Annotated in this window: 11 protein-coding genes; 5 read left to right on the top strand and 6 right to left on the bottom strand. The window is 51.4% G+C overall.

Features of this window, described 5'->3' with window-relative positions:
• Positions 1-17: 17 nt before the first annotated feature.
• The 3 genes from CHI14_RS21720 to CHI14_RS21710 are packed head-to-tail and all read right to left on the bottom strand — an operon-like array spanning position 18 to position 2,558.
• Positions 18-953, bottom strand: a complete 936-nt coding sequence (locus CHI14_RS21720; protein ID WP_249281199.1) for an ABC transporter permease — start codon at positions 951-953, stop codon at positions 18-20.
• Complete coding sequence (locus CHI14_RS21715; RefSeq protein ID WP_095291148.1) at positions 950-1,762, bottom strand: ABC transporter permease; 813 nt, start codon at positions 1,760-1,762, stop codon at positions 950-952. The genes CHI14_RS21720 and CHI14_RS21715 overlap by 4 nt, the downstream gene beginning before the upstream one ends.
• Complete coding sequence (locus tag CHI14_RS21710) at positions 1,743-2,558, bottom strand: ABC transporter ATP-binding protein (RefSeq protein ID WP_349290394.1); 816 nt, start codon at positions 2,556-2,558, stop codon at positions 1,743-1,745. Before CHI14_RS21710 ends, CHI14_RS21715 begins: the two co-directional genes overlap by 20 nt.
• Before the next feature lie 577 nt (positions 2,559-3,135).
• Here CHI14_RS21710 and CHI14_RS21700 point away from each other — a divergent pair.
• From CHI14_RS21700 to CHI14_RS30715, 3 genes are all read left to right on the top strand, one after another.
• A complete protein-coding gene (locus CHI14_RS21700) occupies positions 3,136-5,358 on the top strand; it encodes a methyl-accepting chemotaxis protein (protein ID WP_095291143.1) in 2,223 nt (740 codons plus the stop codon).
• Between the two features lie 127 nt (positions 5,359-5,485).
• Entirely contained in the window at positions 5,486-6,487 is a 1,002-nt protein-coding gene (gene moaA / locus CHI14_RS21695) for a GTP 3',8-cyclase MoaA (protein WP_095291142.1), read from the top strand.
• A gap of 313 nt (positions 6,488-6,800) precedes the next feature.
• Positions 6,801-7,637, top strand: coding sequence for a methyl-accepting chemotaxis protein (locus tag CHI14_RS30715; protein ID WP_095291140.1), 837 nt, complete (start codon positions 6,801-6,803; stop codon positions 7,635-7,637).
• Between the two features lie 113 nt (positions 7,638-7,750).
• On the opposite strand, the gene CHI14_RS21685 is transcribed toward CHI14_RS30715, so the two are convergent.
• On the bottom strand, positions 7,751-8,359 hold the full coding sequence (locus CHI14_RS21685) for a LysE/ArgO family amino acid transporter (RefSeq protein ID WP_095291139.1): 609 nt from the start codon (positions 8,357-8,359) through the stop codon (positions 7,751-7,753).
• A gap of 178 nt (positions 8,360-8,537) precedes the next feature.
• Between CHI14_RS21685 and CHI14_RS21680 the strand changes: the two genes are divergently transcribed.
• Entirely contained in the window at positions 8,538-10,028 is a 1,491-nt protein-coding gene (locus CHI14_RS21680) for an aminotransferase-like domain-containing protein (RefSeq protein ID WP_095291137.1), read from the top strand.
• 86 nt (positions 10,029-10,114) lie between these two features.
• Here the strand turns inward: CHI14_RS21680 and mobA are convergent, their stop codons facing one another.
• Positions 10,115-10,729 carry a molybdenum cofactor guanylyltransferase gene (gene mobA, locus CHI14_RS21675; protein WP_170948219.1) on the bottom strand — a complete coding sequence of 205 codons (615 nt, stop codon included), beginning with the start codon at positions 10,727-10,729 and terminating at the stop codon, positions 10,115-10,117.
• A 114-nt stretch (positions 10,730-10,843) separates the two neighbouring features.
• Here mobA and CHI14_RS21670 point away from each other — a divergent pair, with 114 nt between their 5' ends.
• Complete coding sequence (locus CHI14_RS21670) at positions 10,844-12,073, top strand: MFS transporter (protein WP_249281198.1); 1,230 nt, start codon at positions 10,844-10,846, stop codon at positions 12,071-12,073.
• Between the two features lie 78 nt (positions 12,074-12,151).
• Here CHI14_RS21670 and CHI14_RS21665 read toward each other — a convergent pair whose 3' ends face one another.
• Positions 12,152-13,879 (bottom strand): glutamine--tRNA ligase/YqeY domain fusion protein, encoded by a 1,728-nt coding sequence (locus CHI14_RS21665; RefSeq protein ID WP_170948218.1) that lies wholly within the window; start codon positions 13,877-13,879, stop codon positions 12,152-12,154.

Genomic DNA, 13,879 nt, shown 5'->3' with positions numbered 1-13,879 from the left:
CCGCACGATGGTGAGGGTTATGCGTTAGCGCGCACACGGTTCCATGGAATGAGCCGCTTCTCCGCCAGTACAACGGCTTCATAGAGCACGATGCCGAGAGCGGCGGCGATGACGATACAAGACCAGGCTAGCGGCATGTTGGCGAGTCGAATCTGATCCGACAGCAGATATCCAAGTCCTTGGGAAGCGATAAAAAATTCGCCCACAATGGCACCGATAATACTGGTGGACATGTTGATCTTCAGTCCGGCAAAGAGGGACGGCATGGCGTGTGGCAAACGCAGCTTCATGAACACCTGCATACGGCTTGCAGCGAGTCCGTCCAGCAGCTCACTGTACTGCGGCTGTATGGAAGTGAGCCCTTTGAACAGACTGACTGCCATGGCTGCCATCGTAATGACGGCCACTACGGCAATCCGTGACCAGATGCCGTCCCCAAACCAGTTGTTCATGATGGGTGCCAGTGCAACAATCGGCACTGCGTTAAGAGCCGACATCACCGCGATCCCTGCCTTGCCGCTGATGGGGAAGAACGAGGCACCTGCGGCTGCAACCGCCCCCAGAAGGGAACCCAGCAGGAAACCTCCAAGCATTTCCGTTCCACTATATAGGGCATATCGAAAGAGCATTTCTGCATTATCCCGGATGGATGCTGCAATGGCTGAAGGTACAGGAAGCTGGTAACTTTCCAGTGAGAATAATTGATGAAACAACCGGAACTGCCACATGGCGATAAAACATAGGCCGGCCAGCCAGGGGAGCAAATGTAGAACGACCCGTTTACTCCGCGCAGTACCTACCGGCCGTTCCTGTTCTGCTTGTCCCTGCTGCCCCTGAATTTCCGAGCCGGGGACAGCAGCAGCCATAGCTGAACCGGGCAGAGACGCAGAGCCGGACACCGCAGCTGTTCCATTCTCCTCCCGGCTGCGGTTCACCATTACCCCTTCGCTCATACCGCGTTCCCTCCCTTCGCTCTGAATTCGGGCTGCCAAGGCGTTAACCAGCGTTCGGCCAGGCTGATGACCAGATACGAGATTAGACCAATGCCGATGCTAAGCATGATCGTAGCCCAGAACATGCCGACTTGAGCACTGCCATAATACAAGGAACTGACCATCAGGACACCGAGTCCATCGGGTGCACCCATCAGTTCAACAACGATGGAAGAAGTGACCGCTAGCGGGGCAGCGATTTTCATCCCGGAGAACAGTCCTGGCAGAGCTGAAGGCAGCAGGCATTTGATATATCTGGCCGGCAGCGAGGCTCCGCACGAACGCATCAGCTCCAGATGCTCCGGTGCGGCGCTCTTTAACCCTTTTAGCGTGTGAATGACAATGGGGAAGAATGTAACATAAGCCGCCATGACAATCCTGGCCCACTCGGCATGATGAATAATGCCGTATACAATCGGTGCGAGACCGATAATTGGGATCATCTGCGAGGAGATAACATAGGGAGACAATGTCCGTTCCAGCCAGATGGCCGCACTCATTAGAAGCGCCAGCATCAGCCCCAGCATTGCTCCTCCTGCGAATCCAATCGCTGCATTGCCGAACGTCACTGCCCCCTGCTCAGCGAGAGTGCCTGAGTAGCGAACCAGTGCGGCGAGAACGTCATGAAGGTATGGCAGGCGGGATGCAGCCTGCTGCGGTGACATCCACATGTGGAGAATCCAAGCTATCCCCTCCCACAGCAGCAATAGGGATAGAATCCATATCACGATCCAGGATCGGTAATCCAGTTTAAGTGAGCGCAGGGACATGGCCCGGATCACGCTCCTCATGAAAACAATTGCGAATGGTGGTCAGCATGTGGTAGAAGTCTTCGGTCTCTCTCAGTTCATTGGTTCGATCCGAAGGCAGTGCCACAGAGTGAATGGAATGTACTTGCCCGGGATGTGCCGAGAGGACAATAATGCGATCTGACAGGAATACGGCTTCGGGGATACTGTGTGTGACAAAGAGGAAGGTTTTGCCCGTGGACCGCTTGATCTCAAGCAGTTCCAGTTGAAGCTTCTCTTTCGTGAATTCATCCAGCGCGGAGAACGGCTCATCCATCAGCAGCAGCGGCGGATCCAGCGAGAGCGCACGGGCAATGGATACCCGCTGCTGCATGCCTCCACTGAGCTGCCAAGGATAGTGGTCAGCAAATCGGGTGAGCCCGACCATCTCAAGCAGCTCACTGCTGATGCGGCGGCATTCTTTTTTGCTTGTGCCCAGAATCTCCAGCGGCAGCTCTACATTGTGACGTACCGTGCGCCAATCAAACAGGGCTGGCGTCTGGAATACGATACCGAATTGTCGCTGCAGGCGCGCCTTTTCAGGTTCTGATCCTGCAATCCGAATGCTGCCTGAAGTCGGCTGCAGCAGATCGGCGATGATCCTGAGCAATGTTGACTTGCCACAGCCTGAGGGACCAAGCAGTGAGACGAATTCATTGGACTGGATATGGAACGTTACATCAGACAGTGCGGTGACCTGTTTGGTTCCAGTACCAAACACGACAGATACATGATCAATTTCAATGTGGCGAGCTTCGGGGACGTTCAAGGATGACATGGGCATTCTCCTTTTCGCGGGGAAGTTAGGTTTCATTTCACACCAAGGCCGAATGGAAGGTTTGCGTTCACGAACGTAACAGGTTTTTCTGGTTAGGTAATACTATAAATCATTGGGCGGAGATTACATTATACAGACTGTTTTGAGTATGGGCCTGTTCATGTTACACAGTGTAAAATGAGACAAATTCTCATTCAGAATGATGTCAGCCCATGGATGGTTTATCTGACACCACGTTATTCGATATTCATATATAGCCTGTATTTCAATGTTCTTTATAAATGGCTTATTCAAGCCTGTGTATAGAACTGGGTACGGATCCCAGTACATTAAGACCTATAATATAGGTCCTTCGCATACCTGTCCTCCTTAAAAAGCGCATGTTTCTTTGTATTTATTGAATAAATATTCGGAAAATTTGACATATACCCTCGTATTCTTGTCGTTTTTCTTGTATAACGTTTTATATGGAAAAGATAGGAATACTACTTCTTTGGGAAATGACAGAATCCATATCGTTTTATCAGGAAAGGGCTGTGCAATTAAGCTTTCAACTTCAAAGATCGGGGTGGTCTGTATGTTTGATTGGCTTGGCTGGAGAAAAGGGTGGCCGTTATGGCGGTCGTATCGGTTGAACGCACATATCAAGAATGATGTGGAGCAGATTTTTGAGGGAATTGCCGAAACCAGGCGGCAGCTTCTACTGGATTGGGCAGATGAACAGTGGCGACATATGGATCAATTCGTGCATCAGATCCAGTCTGCAGAACTTCTGGACACAGCACACATCGTACAAAATAGCAGCAAATGGGATGCATGCTTCAAAGCAGCGTACATCCGGGCAGCAGATAGCACAGAGATTTTTATGTTGGACGAACAGAATCAGGTTATATTTTCTACATATAAAAAACATATTGGACAGATCTATGAAGATAACGAAGCTTCCATTGGTCCAGGCTTGAAATATGCCAGAGCAGATGCAACCGGGAAAAGATGTCTCTATGGACCCTATTCGGATCCAGTGACCATGGAGATCGGGCCCCGCTCCTCCTCTTTTCATGATGATGTCACGCTCATGTTCATTGAACCCCTGCTGCAGGAAGGCCGCTACATCGGTTCACTGTGCTGCCGAATCCCCAATGATGTACTCGGGGACTTGATCCAACGGGAGTCCGGACATGTCTATCCCGATTCGGGAGACAATTATCTCTTCATGGCCGAGTCGAAACTGCGCCCGCATCTGCAGCCAGGTACAGCTCTGTCTCGCAGCCGATTTGAGGATCATACATTTACACATGGCGAAAATCTCAAGGATGGTGTCACAACCCATTGGGGGATTGTATCCGTCAAAGAGCATACCGAACTGGAGTTGATGTTCACCGACCCTTCCACTGGGGAGCTGCATCCTGGCGTTGCTAATACCATTCGTAACGGGTCGAATCTGTTTGCAGCCTATCCGGGCTATTCCGATTATCGTCACATCTCTGTTATTGGCAAAGGCATCACCTTCCAGCTCCCCCACTGTCCCGATCGATGGGGCATGATGTGCGAAGGTGATTTGGAGGAAGTATACCGGGTACGCAGTATCGGCTGGCGTCAGTTCAAGCTGCACAGCCTGTTTATCGGTTTGTCAGGCATTGGGGGAGCCGCTCTCGTATATGCCTTATCAGGAAGTGCCTGGAGTGCAGCAGCTCTAGCGGCATTTAATATCATTCTGGGTTTGGTCACAGCAGATCAGCTGCAGCGGAGACACAATCAACGCGTGCACGAGGACTTGCGGCGCATCAGCCGGTTTATTCGGATCAACGCGGAAGGTCAGGGCGATCTGACCCAGCGGCTCGATACATCCGCTTTTGCACAGGATGAATCCGGTGAACTCGCAAAATGGATCAATAACATGATTGACTCGCTCGAAGGCATCATGCTCAAGGTACAGGTTGCCACCGTGGATGTAATGAACAACCAGTATCAGATGCGCACTTCCACCGAAACGACCCAAGTTACGACCGAACGTGTAAATCATAAGATTGGATCCATGATCCACGGCATACGTGAACAGCTGGAGGATCTCGATCAAGCCAAGTTGGCAGCAGATCATATGCGTCTTACGCTGCAGCAGCTGGAGGCCTCGGCCACAGAACAGATTGATGTCGCACGTCAGGAAGTGGAGCGCATTGGCGGCAAAATGACGCAGATCTCGGGCACCGTCAAGGATACCAACCGTACGATTCTTTCCTTTATGGAGACCATGCAGGACATTTACCGTGCACTGGCGGCCATCGATGAGATATCCGCTCAAACGAACCTGCTTGCGCTGAATGCATCCATTGAAGCAGCACGTGTCGGGGAGCATGGCCGGGGTTTCGCTGTCGTTGCCGGGGAGATTCGCAAGCTGGCTGAGCTGTCCCGTTCTTCTACCGAGGTCATCCATCAGATTCTGAACAATATCACTACCGCAGCCGATACTGCTGCCCGCTCCATTCATGAGGGAGATCAGGTGCTTGCTGAAGGCAGTACACTGGTTCAAGCAGCTGCTCAACTTCTGCAAAGTGCGTCAGCCGAAGATTCGCAGAGGACACAGGTCGTGGATCAAGTTGTTAGACTTATGGAAAATATCGCTGCCATCAGTCATAAAAACCGCTCGACGTCCGCAGAGGTGGAGACCGAGATGATGGCACTGCTCAGTGACATGATGCATGTTCAACAGTCTTCGCATAACGTGGAAGCCATCACCGTATTTTTGCAGCAGATTGTGGGTCAATTCCAGCTGACTCATTCCGAAAAAATTGCTGCCACCTGACGTTATCGTTGACGCGGATTGGAGAAATGGCTAAAATTTGATGCAACTGTTCTTTTGAATTTCGACGTTGTCGTATCGTTCATTTTATAGAAGCTTTCCAATCTGAATCAATGAAAGGGTGGTCAGCATGGAAATGCTCCAGGATTCGTTTGGCAGGATCCATGACTACATCCGTATTTCCGTTACGGACCGCTGTAATTTGCGTTGTGTGTACTGCATGCCGGCCGAAGGCATGGAGTTCGCCCCACATGATGAAATTATGAGTTACGAAGAAATTACCCAGGTGCTCAAGGTGCTCGCCCCGATGGGCATGCGCAAAGTGCGGCTGACTGGCGGTGAACCTCTGGTACGCAAAGATCTGCATAAACTTGTTGGCATGATCTCGGCCATCGACGGGATTGAGGATATCGCTTTGACGACCAATGCGCTATTACTTGATAAACAGGCCCAGGCACTAAAAGACGCTGGGTTAAACCGGATTAACATCAGTCTCGATTCCCTTCATGCGGACCGATTCTCCATGATTACCCGCGGAGGAGACGTCAATAAGGTGCTCAAGGGGATCGAAGCTGCAACGGCTGCTGGACTTGCGCCAATCAAGCTGAATGTGGTCCTGATGAAGGGCATCAATGATGATGAAATCAAGGATTTCATTGCGATGACGATCGATCAACCGCTTCATGTGCGTTTTATCGAATACATGCCCATCGGACATGCTTCGGATTCATGGCGCAAATCGTACCTCCCGCTGGAAACCGTCACCGATGTGTGTGCGGAAGCCGGCTGGACCGTAGAGAGCACATCCGGACCGGCAGGGAATGGTCCTTCCCGCAACATGAAGATTGCTGGTTCACAGGGAACCTTCGGACTGATTCACCCGGTTAGCGATCACTTCTGTGATAATTGCAACCGGCTGCGCCTGACGGCAGACGGACACATCAAGGCCTGCCTGTACTGGTCGGATGAGTACAATGTTCGCCGCTATGTTGATGATCCGGATGCGATGGCTGCCCTCTTCCTCAAGGCACTCGGCACGAAGCCGAAGAACCATGAAATGGCGCTTGCGCTGGAGCAAAAAATGCAAAGCCATACCCCAACCGTACGGCGCATGTCCCAAATCGGCGGGTAGGCCTTCTTTTGAACCCTATACTGGGTACGAACGAATGAAGAAATTATGAATGGTAAGTGAGCTCAACAAAAGCTGTGCTACCACTACTAGCTTGTTATGAAGCCGTGAAGGAGATATCCTTTGCGGCTTTTTTTCGTAGAACCCTAAGAGGATCACTATAGATTAGAACTTCTTTTTCCTTTCTGCTACTGAAATTGTTACAATAAGAAGAACTGAATATATATTTCCCTCTAGCTCTTCATAATCTCTGGGATCTGGACGATGTATAGTCAATGAAAATCAAAAAAATATACCGCACTTAGGAGCTGACTGGATGAACATTGTTGAAGCCATGGTCGCAGCAAGTCCATATTTCAAAATCATGCTTAAGGGACATAATCTGATGATTGCTGTAACCGACACCGAGAAATTCTGGTATTATGTGCCCAGCGAAGATCTTGACCTCGGTATCAAGGCAGGTGACCCGGTTTCACTTGAGGATCCTACACTGCGCCGTGCCCTGATCAACGGTGAGACTTCTGCCAATCGCATTGAAGCACATCATTACGGAACGGCCCTTAATTCCACAGCTACGCCTCTGCGCGATGAAGCGGGGAATATTGTTGGTGCGCTGGCCATCGGTTTCTCTCTCAAAAACGAAGAGCAGCTTGGACATTTCACCGAATTGATCAGTGGCATCAGCGGCAGGCTGACGGACATGGTTCAAACTGTAGCGGCCCAGTCCGAAGAGCTGACTGCCTCCTCTTCACAGATTATGGACAATACCAAGGTCGCCGTTCAAAATGCAGCGGAAGTTAATAAAGTGGCCTCGTTTATCCGGGAAGTCTCTGAACAAACCAATTTACTCGGCCTCAACGCAGCTATTGAAGCGGCACGAGCGGGTGAAGCGGGCGCCGGATTCGGTGTAGTGGCCTCCGAAGTGCGCAAGCTGTCCACCGGAACGAAGGAAGCTACCGTGAATATCGAACGCTCCCTTCAGGACGTGCAGTATTCCATCCGCCAGATGGAGCAGGAGATTGCGTCCATCTCCCAGTCCAGTACGCAGCAGGCTGAACTCGTCACGGAATTTAGCGAGGTTATTGACCAGCTGAACAGCGTGAGTGAGGAACTGAAGTCCTTTATTCAATCCATGATTCTGAAGGCGGAATAACGATACACAGCAGCATGACCAGATGTTATGACTGGCTGCAGCTCGTCCTGTAACACAATGAACCCTGCACGCTATCGTGCGGGGTTTTTCTCAGCAAAAATTCCCGTGAAACATTACATATGAATCAGTTTCCATATCATCATGGCGGCCATCACGATCATCACCACTGCCGATAACCGGTTGAAGACCAGACTGATCCGTCCAGTGGTATCTGTTCTTCCCATCCACCTTCCAGCACTTGCGAGTCCAAGGAACCATACCCACGAAACCGCCGCTGCCGTGATGGCAAAAGCAATCCGGTCCATCCCTTCATACTGAAGTGAGCTGGTGCCAATGACAGCTACTGTATCCAGCAGTGCATGCGGATTAAGCAGGGATACGGAAGCGGCGAAGGCAATCTGACGTCCTGCAGTGAGCGCGGATGCTGATTCACTCAAAGTTCCGGATGATTTCCATATGCTCCATGCCATATACAGCAGAAATACACTGCCGCCTGCATACAACACACCGGAGAGCAGCGGCCACTGCAATAAAATGAGGGACACCCCTCCGACCGCAGCTCCAATTAATATTGTATCGCTAATACCAGCAGTCACTACTGCCGGAAGTGCACGCAGTAAACTTCGCTGGCTCATCCCCTGGTTAAAAATAAACACATTCTGCACGCCAAGTGGCAGGATCAGGCCAAACGCCAGTACCACGGCGTGAATAATTACACTCATTGTTCATCCCCCTTGTATATGTCTCTATATTAGAAGGGATGACTTTCCGTGTGACCAACCAATTGGATGGCATGGAGACCAACCAAATGATATAGTTGTCGGTATACCATTTTGGTGTACAAATTCGGTATACAAATAAATGACTGAATCACCTTATCCCACTGGAGGCAAGCTCGGCATGAAGCATTCCGATCCAAGACAGGGTATTGACTGGAAACCTGATCCTGCGATCCCCCTGTCTCTGTTCCGTCAAATAGAAATATATATCCGTGAAAAAATAACGACCGGAGAGTGGACCGCGGGCTACCGCCTGCCTTCCCAGCGAGTATTGGCTAAGTCCATGGGCGTCAACCGCAGTACACTGGTCGCTGCGCTGGACAACCTGATCGCTGCCGGCATGATTGAAGGCAGACGCGGCGGAGGAACCTATGTCTCCGGTTCCGGCTGGCATGCACTTGCCCACACGACGCCGCCCAACTGGAATGAAGCCATTGAGGAGGGCTGGTATTACCCAAACCTTCCTGAAGTACAGCTTATTAACCGTGCCGAGTTCCAGCCTGGCATCATTCGGCTCGGTACTGGAGAGCTTGCACCTGAACTAATGCCGGAGGAGGCCTTCAATGACATCCTGCGTTCCCTCTCGGATCGTTCCCGTACGTTAAACTACCTTCAGCCTCAAGGCAGCCTGGAGCTCCGTGAGGCCTTGTCTGACTATTTGCTGACTTGCGGCATTCAGGCGTCTCCCAGTGCCATTCTAATTGTCTCGGGCTCGCTGCAGGCGCTGCATTTGATATCGGTGGGCCTGCTTCCCCGCGGGTCGGCTGTCCTGCTGGAGAAACCCTCCTACCTCTATTCCATTCATGCCTTTCAATCCGCCGGATTAAAAATGCATGGCGTTCCCATGGATGCAAATGGATTACACATACCGCGTCTGGAAAATATGATCGGGGGAGGCACTCATCAGGGACATCCCTTACCGCTGCTCTACACCATACCGAGTTTTCACAATCCGACGGGTTCCGTCATGAGTGAAGCTCGCCGAAACGAGTTGATGTCTGCAGCCCGTGCCGGAGGCATATCCATTCTGGAGGATGCAGCTTACACGGACCTGTGGCTGGACATGCCCCCGCCGCTATCGTTAAAAGCGAGGGACACGGATGGCCGCGTGCTTCATATGGGCACACTGTCCAAGGCTGTCAGCCCTGGTCTGCGTCTGGGCTGGCTGGTAGGACCTGAGCCGGTTATTCGCCGCCTGGCAGACATCAAGATGCAGACAGACTATGGTACCAGTTCACTGGCGCAGGAAGCGGCCGAGCTGTGGTTTGCTGAAGGGTACCACACGCGGCACATGGATCGTCTGCGGCCAGAGCTTCGCCGCCGGAGAGATTTCATGCTGGATCTCCTGGAACGTTACTTCAACGGCATTGCAGAGTGGAACCAACCAGCCGGAGGCTTTTACATCTGGCTCAAGTTCACTGCCGGCCCGCTTTCGATCCGCCAGCTGTTCCATGCCTGCCTCCAGGATGGGGTGCTCATTCACCCTGGTTTTCTGTACGACCGCCTGGATGCGGACCACCTCAGACTGTCCTATGCGTATGCTTCGGAAGAAGAGATGGAGCGCGGGATGCAGCTGTTAGCCAAAGCAGCCAGAAACCTGTTGGAGTCATAACCAATAACCACACAGGACCACGAAGATGTCTCACCAGGTCTTGTGTGGTCAAAGGCGGGCTCTCGTCTAGATGTAATACCTACTGCTCACATGCCCGGCGGACGCTTGTCCACCAGATCCTGATACTCCTGCATGGTGTTCATATTGCTTAACTGTGCCGCAGCATCCTGGATTCCTGCCCTTTCCAGATCCTCTGCTTCCACATACCGAGACCCAATCTCCTCCAGCCAACGGGTGACCCGCAAGCGGTCTTCGGTCAGGCACTGTTCGAGGCTGGGAAGGACATCCCGGTGATACATGCCCACCAGTGGATGAACCCGTCCTTCCAGACGCGGAACCAACGCCGGAGGCCTTCTGTCCGATTCAGCAAGCCATTGCATGGCGGTAAAAAAAGAAGGCTGGATCAAAGGCAGGTCACAGGCGCAGACCAGATTCCACTCGGTCTCCGATGCTTCAAGTGCGGCATGCAGCCCGGCCAGCGGTCCCTTTCCAGGGTAGCGATCCTCAACACATGTATAACCGAGCGCTTGATAAGCATCCCCGTTGGGTCCGGCAGCAACGATGACACGGGATACTGCAGGTGCCAGCGCCGCAGCCACCTGTTCCAAGACAATGGAACCATGCAGGGGCAGCAGCGCCTTGTTGGAACCCATCCGGCTGGACATGCCCCCTGCCAGTATAATGCCGGTCCATTCCTTCATGTTCACGGTTATCATCCCTTCCGGTTCTCATATAATAAACTTATTCTATACATTGAATCCCCTTTCAACAAATGATACATTGAAGAATATTGATTCTGAAAGGAATGGCTCTATTTGGATAGATATGCACCCGGAAGAGGCAATCCCTCTTTGGTTTCGCTGAAGCTATATAACTTTTTCATATACGGAGCCATCTCCATCTTCGCCGGCTTTCTCCAATTGTATCTGCAGGAAATCGGCATGACCAAGCTGGAAATCGGCAGTCTGATGGCGATTGGCCCCTTTGTCTCTTTATTTGCCAATCCGTTCTGGGGCTTCTGGAGTGACAAATCCCGCAATATTCGCATTATCCTGATGATGATGATGGGGGGCACCTTCGTGCTGGCCCAAGCGGTCTTTCATGCGCCGACCTATGCCTGGATCTATGGAGCCATGATATTCTTTTATTTCTTCCAAAGTCCGCTGTTTGCCCAAACCAACAGTCTTATTCTCGGGTATATCGATGGGACCACGCAGAAATTCGGTACATTTCGGCTGTGGGGCTCCCTTGGCTGGGCTCTGACTGCAGCAGCTGCGGGACCACTTATCGATCGATTGGGCGTCGGCAGTGTATCGATTGTCTTTGCCTGCATGATTGCCATCGCATTTGCATTTGCCATGTTTCTGCCAAGACAGCCTATTGCTTCGGATACCCCCGTGGTCACCTTCCGTCGTTTCGGCAGGGTGATGTTCAATCCGTATTTCATGACGTTTATCGGACTCGGTGTGCTGGTGTCGGTTCCCAATGCGATGAATAGTACATTTATGTCCCTCTATATAACAGAGATGGGCGGCAACAAACAGATGGTCGGGTGGGCCATCTTCACCTCATCCATTCTTGAGGTAGGTGTCTTCCTGCTGCTGGATCGCTTCCTGAAACGAAAAATGAGCATGCTGCTTGCAAGTCTCGTACTCGTCAGCCTGTTATTCGCCGTTCGTTGGCAGCTGATGGCCGAGGCCGTTAATCCCCTGGAGATTGTATTTATCCAGCTGATGCATTCCATTACGTTTGGCGGATACTTCTATGTTGGAACCCAGCTGACCATGCTGTTTATTCCGAGACCTTATCGTTCCTCTGGCCAAGCTGTGTATACGATGGCCTGGGGCGGCATATCCGGTGTCATTGCCGGCTTGTTCGGCGGCTGGTTATTCCAGAGCTTCGGTGCCGAGGTCATGTATAATATTGGCGTCTTTTTCTCACTCATCGGTGCAGCCGGTTTCGGAGTTATGTGGTTGATCAATCGCAGAAATGGCTACCAGCCTATTGTGCTGACTGAAATGGGAAGCATCGATGAGGACGGATAATGGATAAAGGGAAGTAAGACAAAGGGCGTCTCCACGCAGCTATTGCGCGGAGACGCCCTTTTATTTATTTCATGTATCTTATGCCTTCGGCAGTTGGAACGAGCTTTTCAGCGATACGACCCGGTTAAATACAGGGCGGCCTGGCTCCGAATGCTTCGGATCCACACTGAAATATCCATGGCGGAAGAACTGGAATTTATCCTGTGCTTTCGCTTCCTGCATCTCTTGCTCCACATACCCGTGAACGATCTCAAGGGAATTCGGATTCAATTGATCCAGGAATGTTTTTTCCGGTTGCTCTTCCACGATCTCAGCCCCAGCTACTTCTGCTTCTACATCAGCATCCGGTGCTTCTGCCAAGATCAATGGCTCGTACAGACGGAATTCAGCCGGAACAGCCTGGCTTGCTTCCACCCAGTGGATAGTTCCTTTGACTTTACGGCCTGTGAATCCACTGCCGCTCTTCGTCTCCACATCATAGGTACAATGAATCTCGGTCACATTGCCTTCAGCATCCTTGATCACATCGTTGCATTTGATGAAGTACGCATGTTTCAGTCGAACCTCATTACCAGGGAATAGACGGAAGTACTTGTTCGGCGGATTTTCCATGAAGTCGTCTTGCTCAATGTAAATCTCGCGGGAGAACGGAATTTTACGATTACCCATCTTCGGATTTTCCACATTGTTCTCTGCTTCCAGCCACTCCACTTCCCCTTCAGGGTAGTTGGTGATGACCACTTTCAGCGGGTGCAGAACCGCCATGGTACGCGGAGCTTTCAGCTTCAGATCCTCACGGACAAAGTGCTCCAGCGTTTGCAGGTCAATTACGCCCTGACTTTTCGAAATGCCTGTCTCGAATACAAAATCACGAATCGCTTCCGGCGTGTAACCCCGGCGACGGAGACCCGAAATCGTTGGCATGCGCGGATCGTCCCATCCATCCACATGTCCTTCGTCCACAAGCAGCTTCAGTTTCCGTTTGCTCGTTACCATCTGGGACAGATTCAGGCGACCGAATTCATACTGATGCGGCTGGCTCTCCATCTCACATTCAGCGATAACCCAATCATAGAATGGCCGTTGATCCTCAAATTCCAGGGAACAGAGGGAATGTGTCACACCTTCAATGGCATCTTCCAGCGGATGAGCGAAGGCATACATCGGATAGATACACCATTTGTCCCCAGTGTTGTGATGGTGTGCATGAGCGATACGGTAGATGACCGGATCACGCAAGTTAATATTAGGTGAAGCCATATCGATCTTCGCACGCAGCACTTTTTCTCCATTTTGGAACTCGCCTGCGCGCATCCGTGCGAACAGATCCAGGTTCTCTTCAACGGTACGATCACGATACGGGCTGTTCTTGCCCGGTTCGGTCAGTGTGCCGCGCATTTCCCGAATTTCATCGGCGCTTTGGTCGTCGACGTAGGCCTTTCCTTTTTGGATCAGCAGGACAGCACGGTTGTACATCTCGTCAAAGTAGTCCGAGGCAAAACGCTTCTCGTTCCACTCAAAGCCGAGCCATTTGACATCCTCCTGGATGGATTGTACGTATTCCACATCTTCCTTCACCGGATTCGTGTCGTCAAAACGCAGGTTCGTCTTGCCGCCGAATTCAGCGCCCAGCGTGAAGTTGATCCAGATGGCCTTGGCATGGCCAATATGCAGATAACCGTTCGGTTCCGGAGGAAAACGGGTAATGACTTCCTGGACTTTTCCTGACCGGAGATCTTCGGTAATAATATTTTTGATAAAGTTAGGAGGGGTTGTACGATTGTCCACAGGTATCAAACCTTTCAT

The sequence above is a fragment of the Paenibacillus sp. 7516 genome (genome assembly GCF_002272715.1).
In the GTDB taxonomy this organism is placed as follows: Bacteria; Bacillota; Bacilli; order Paenibacillales; family Paenibacillaceae; genus Paenibacillus; species Paenibacillus illinoisensis_A.
Note: the sequence above shows the minus strand (reverse complement) of the source record. Positions and strands in the feature narration are given on the sequence as shown.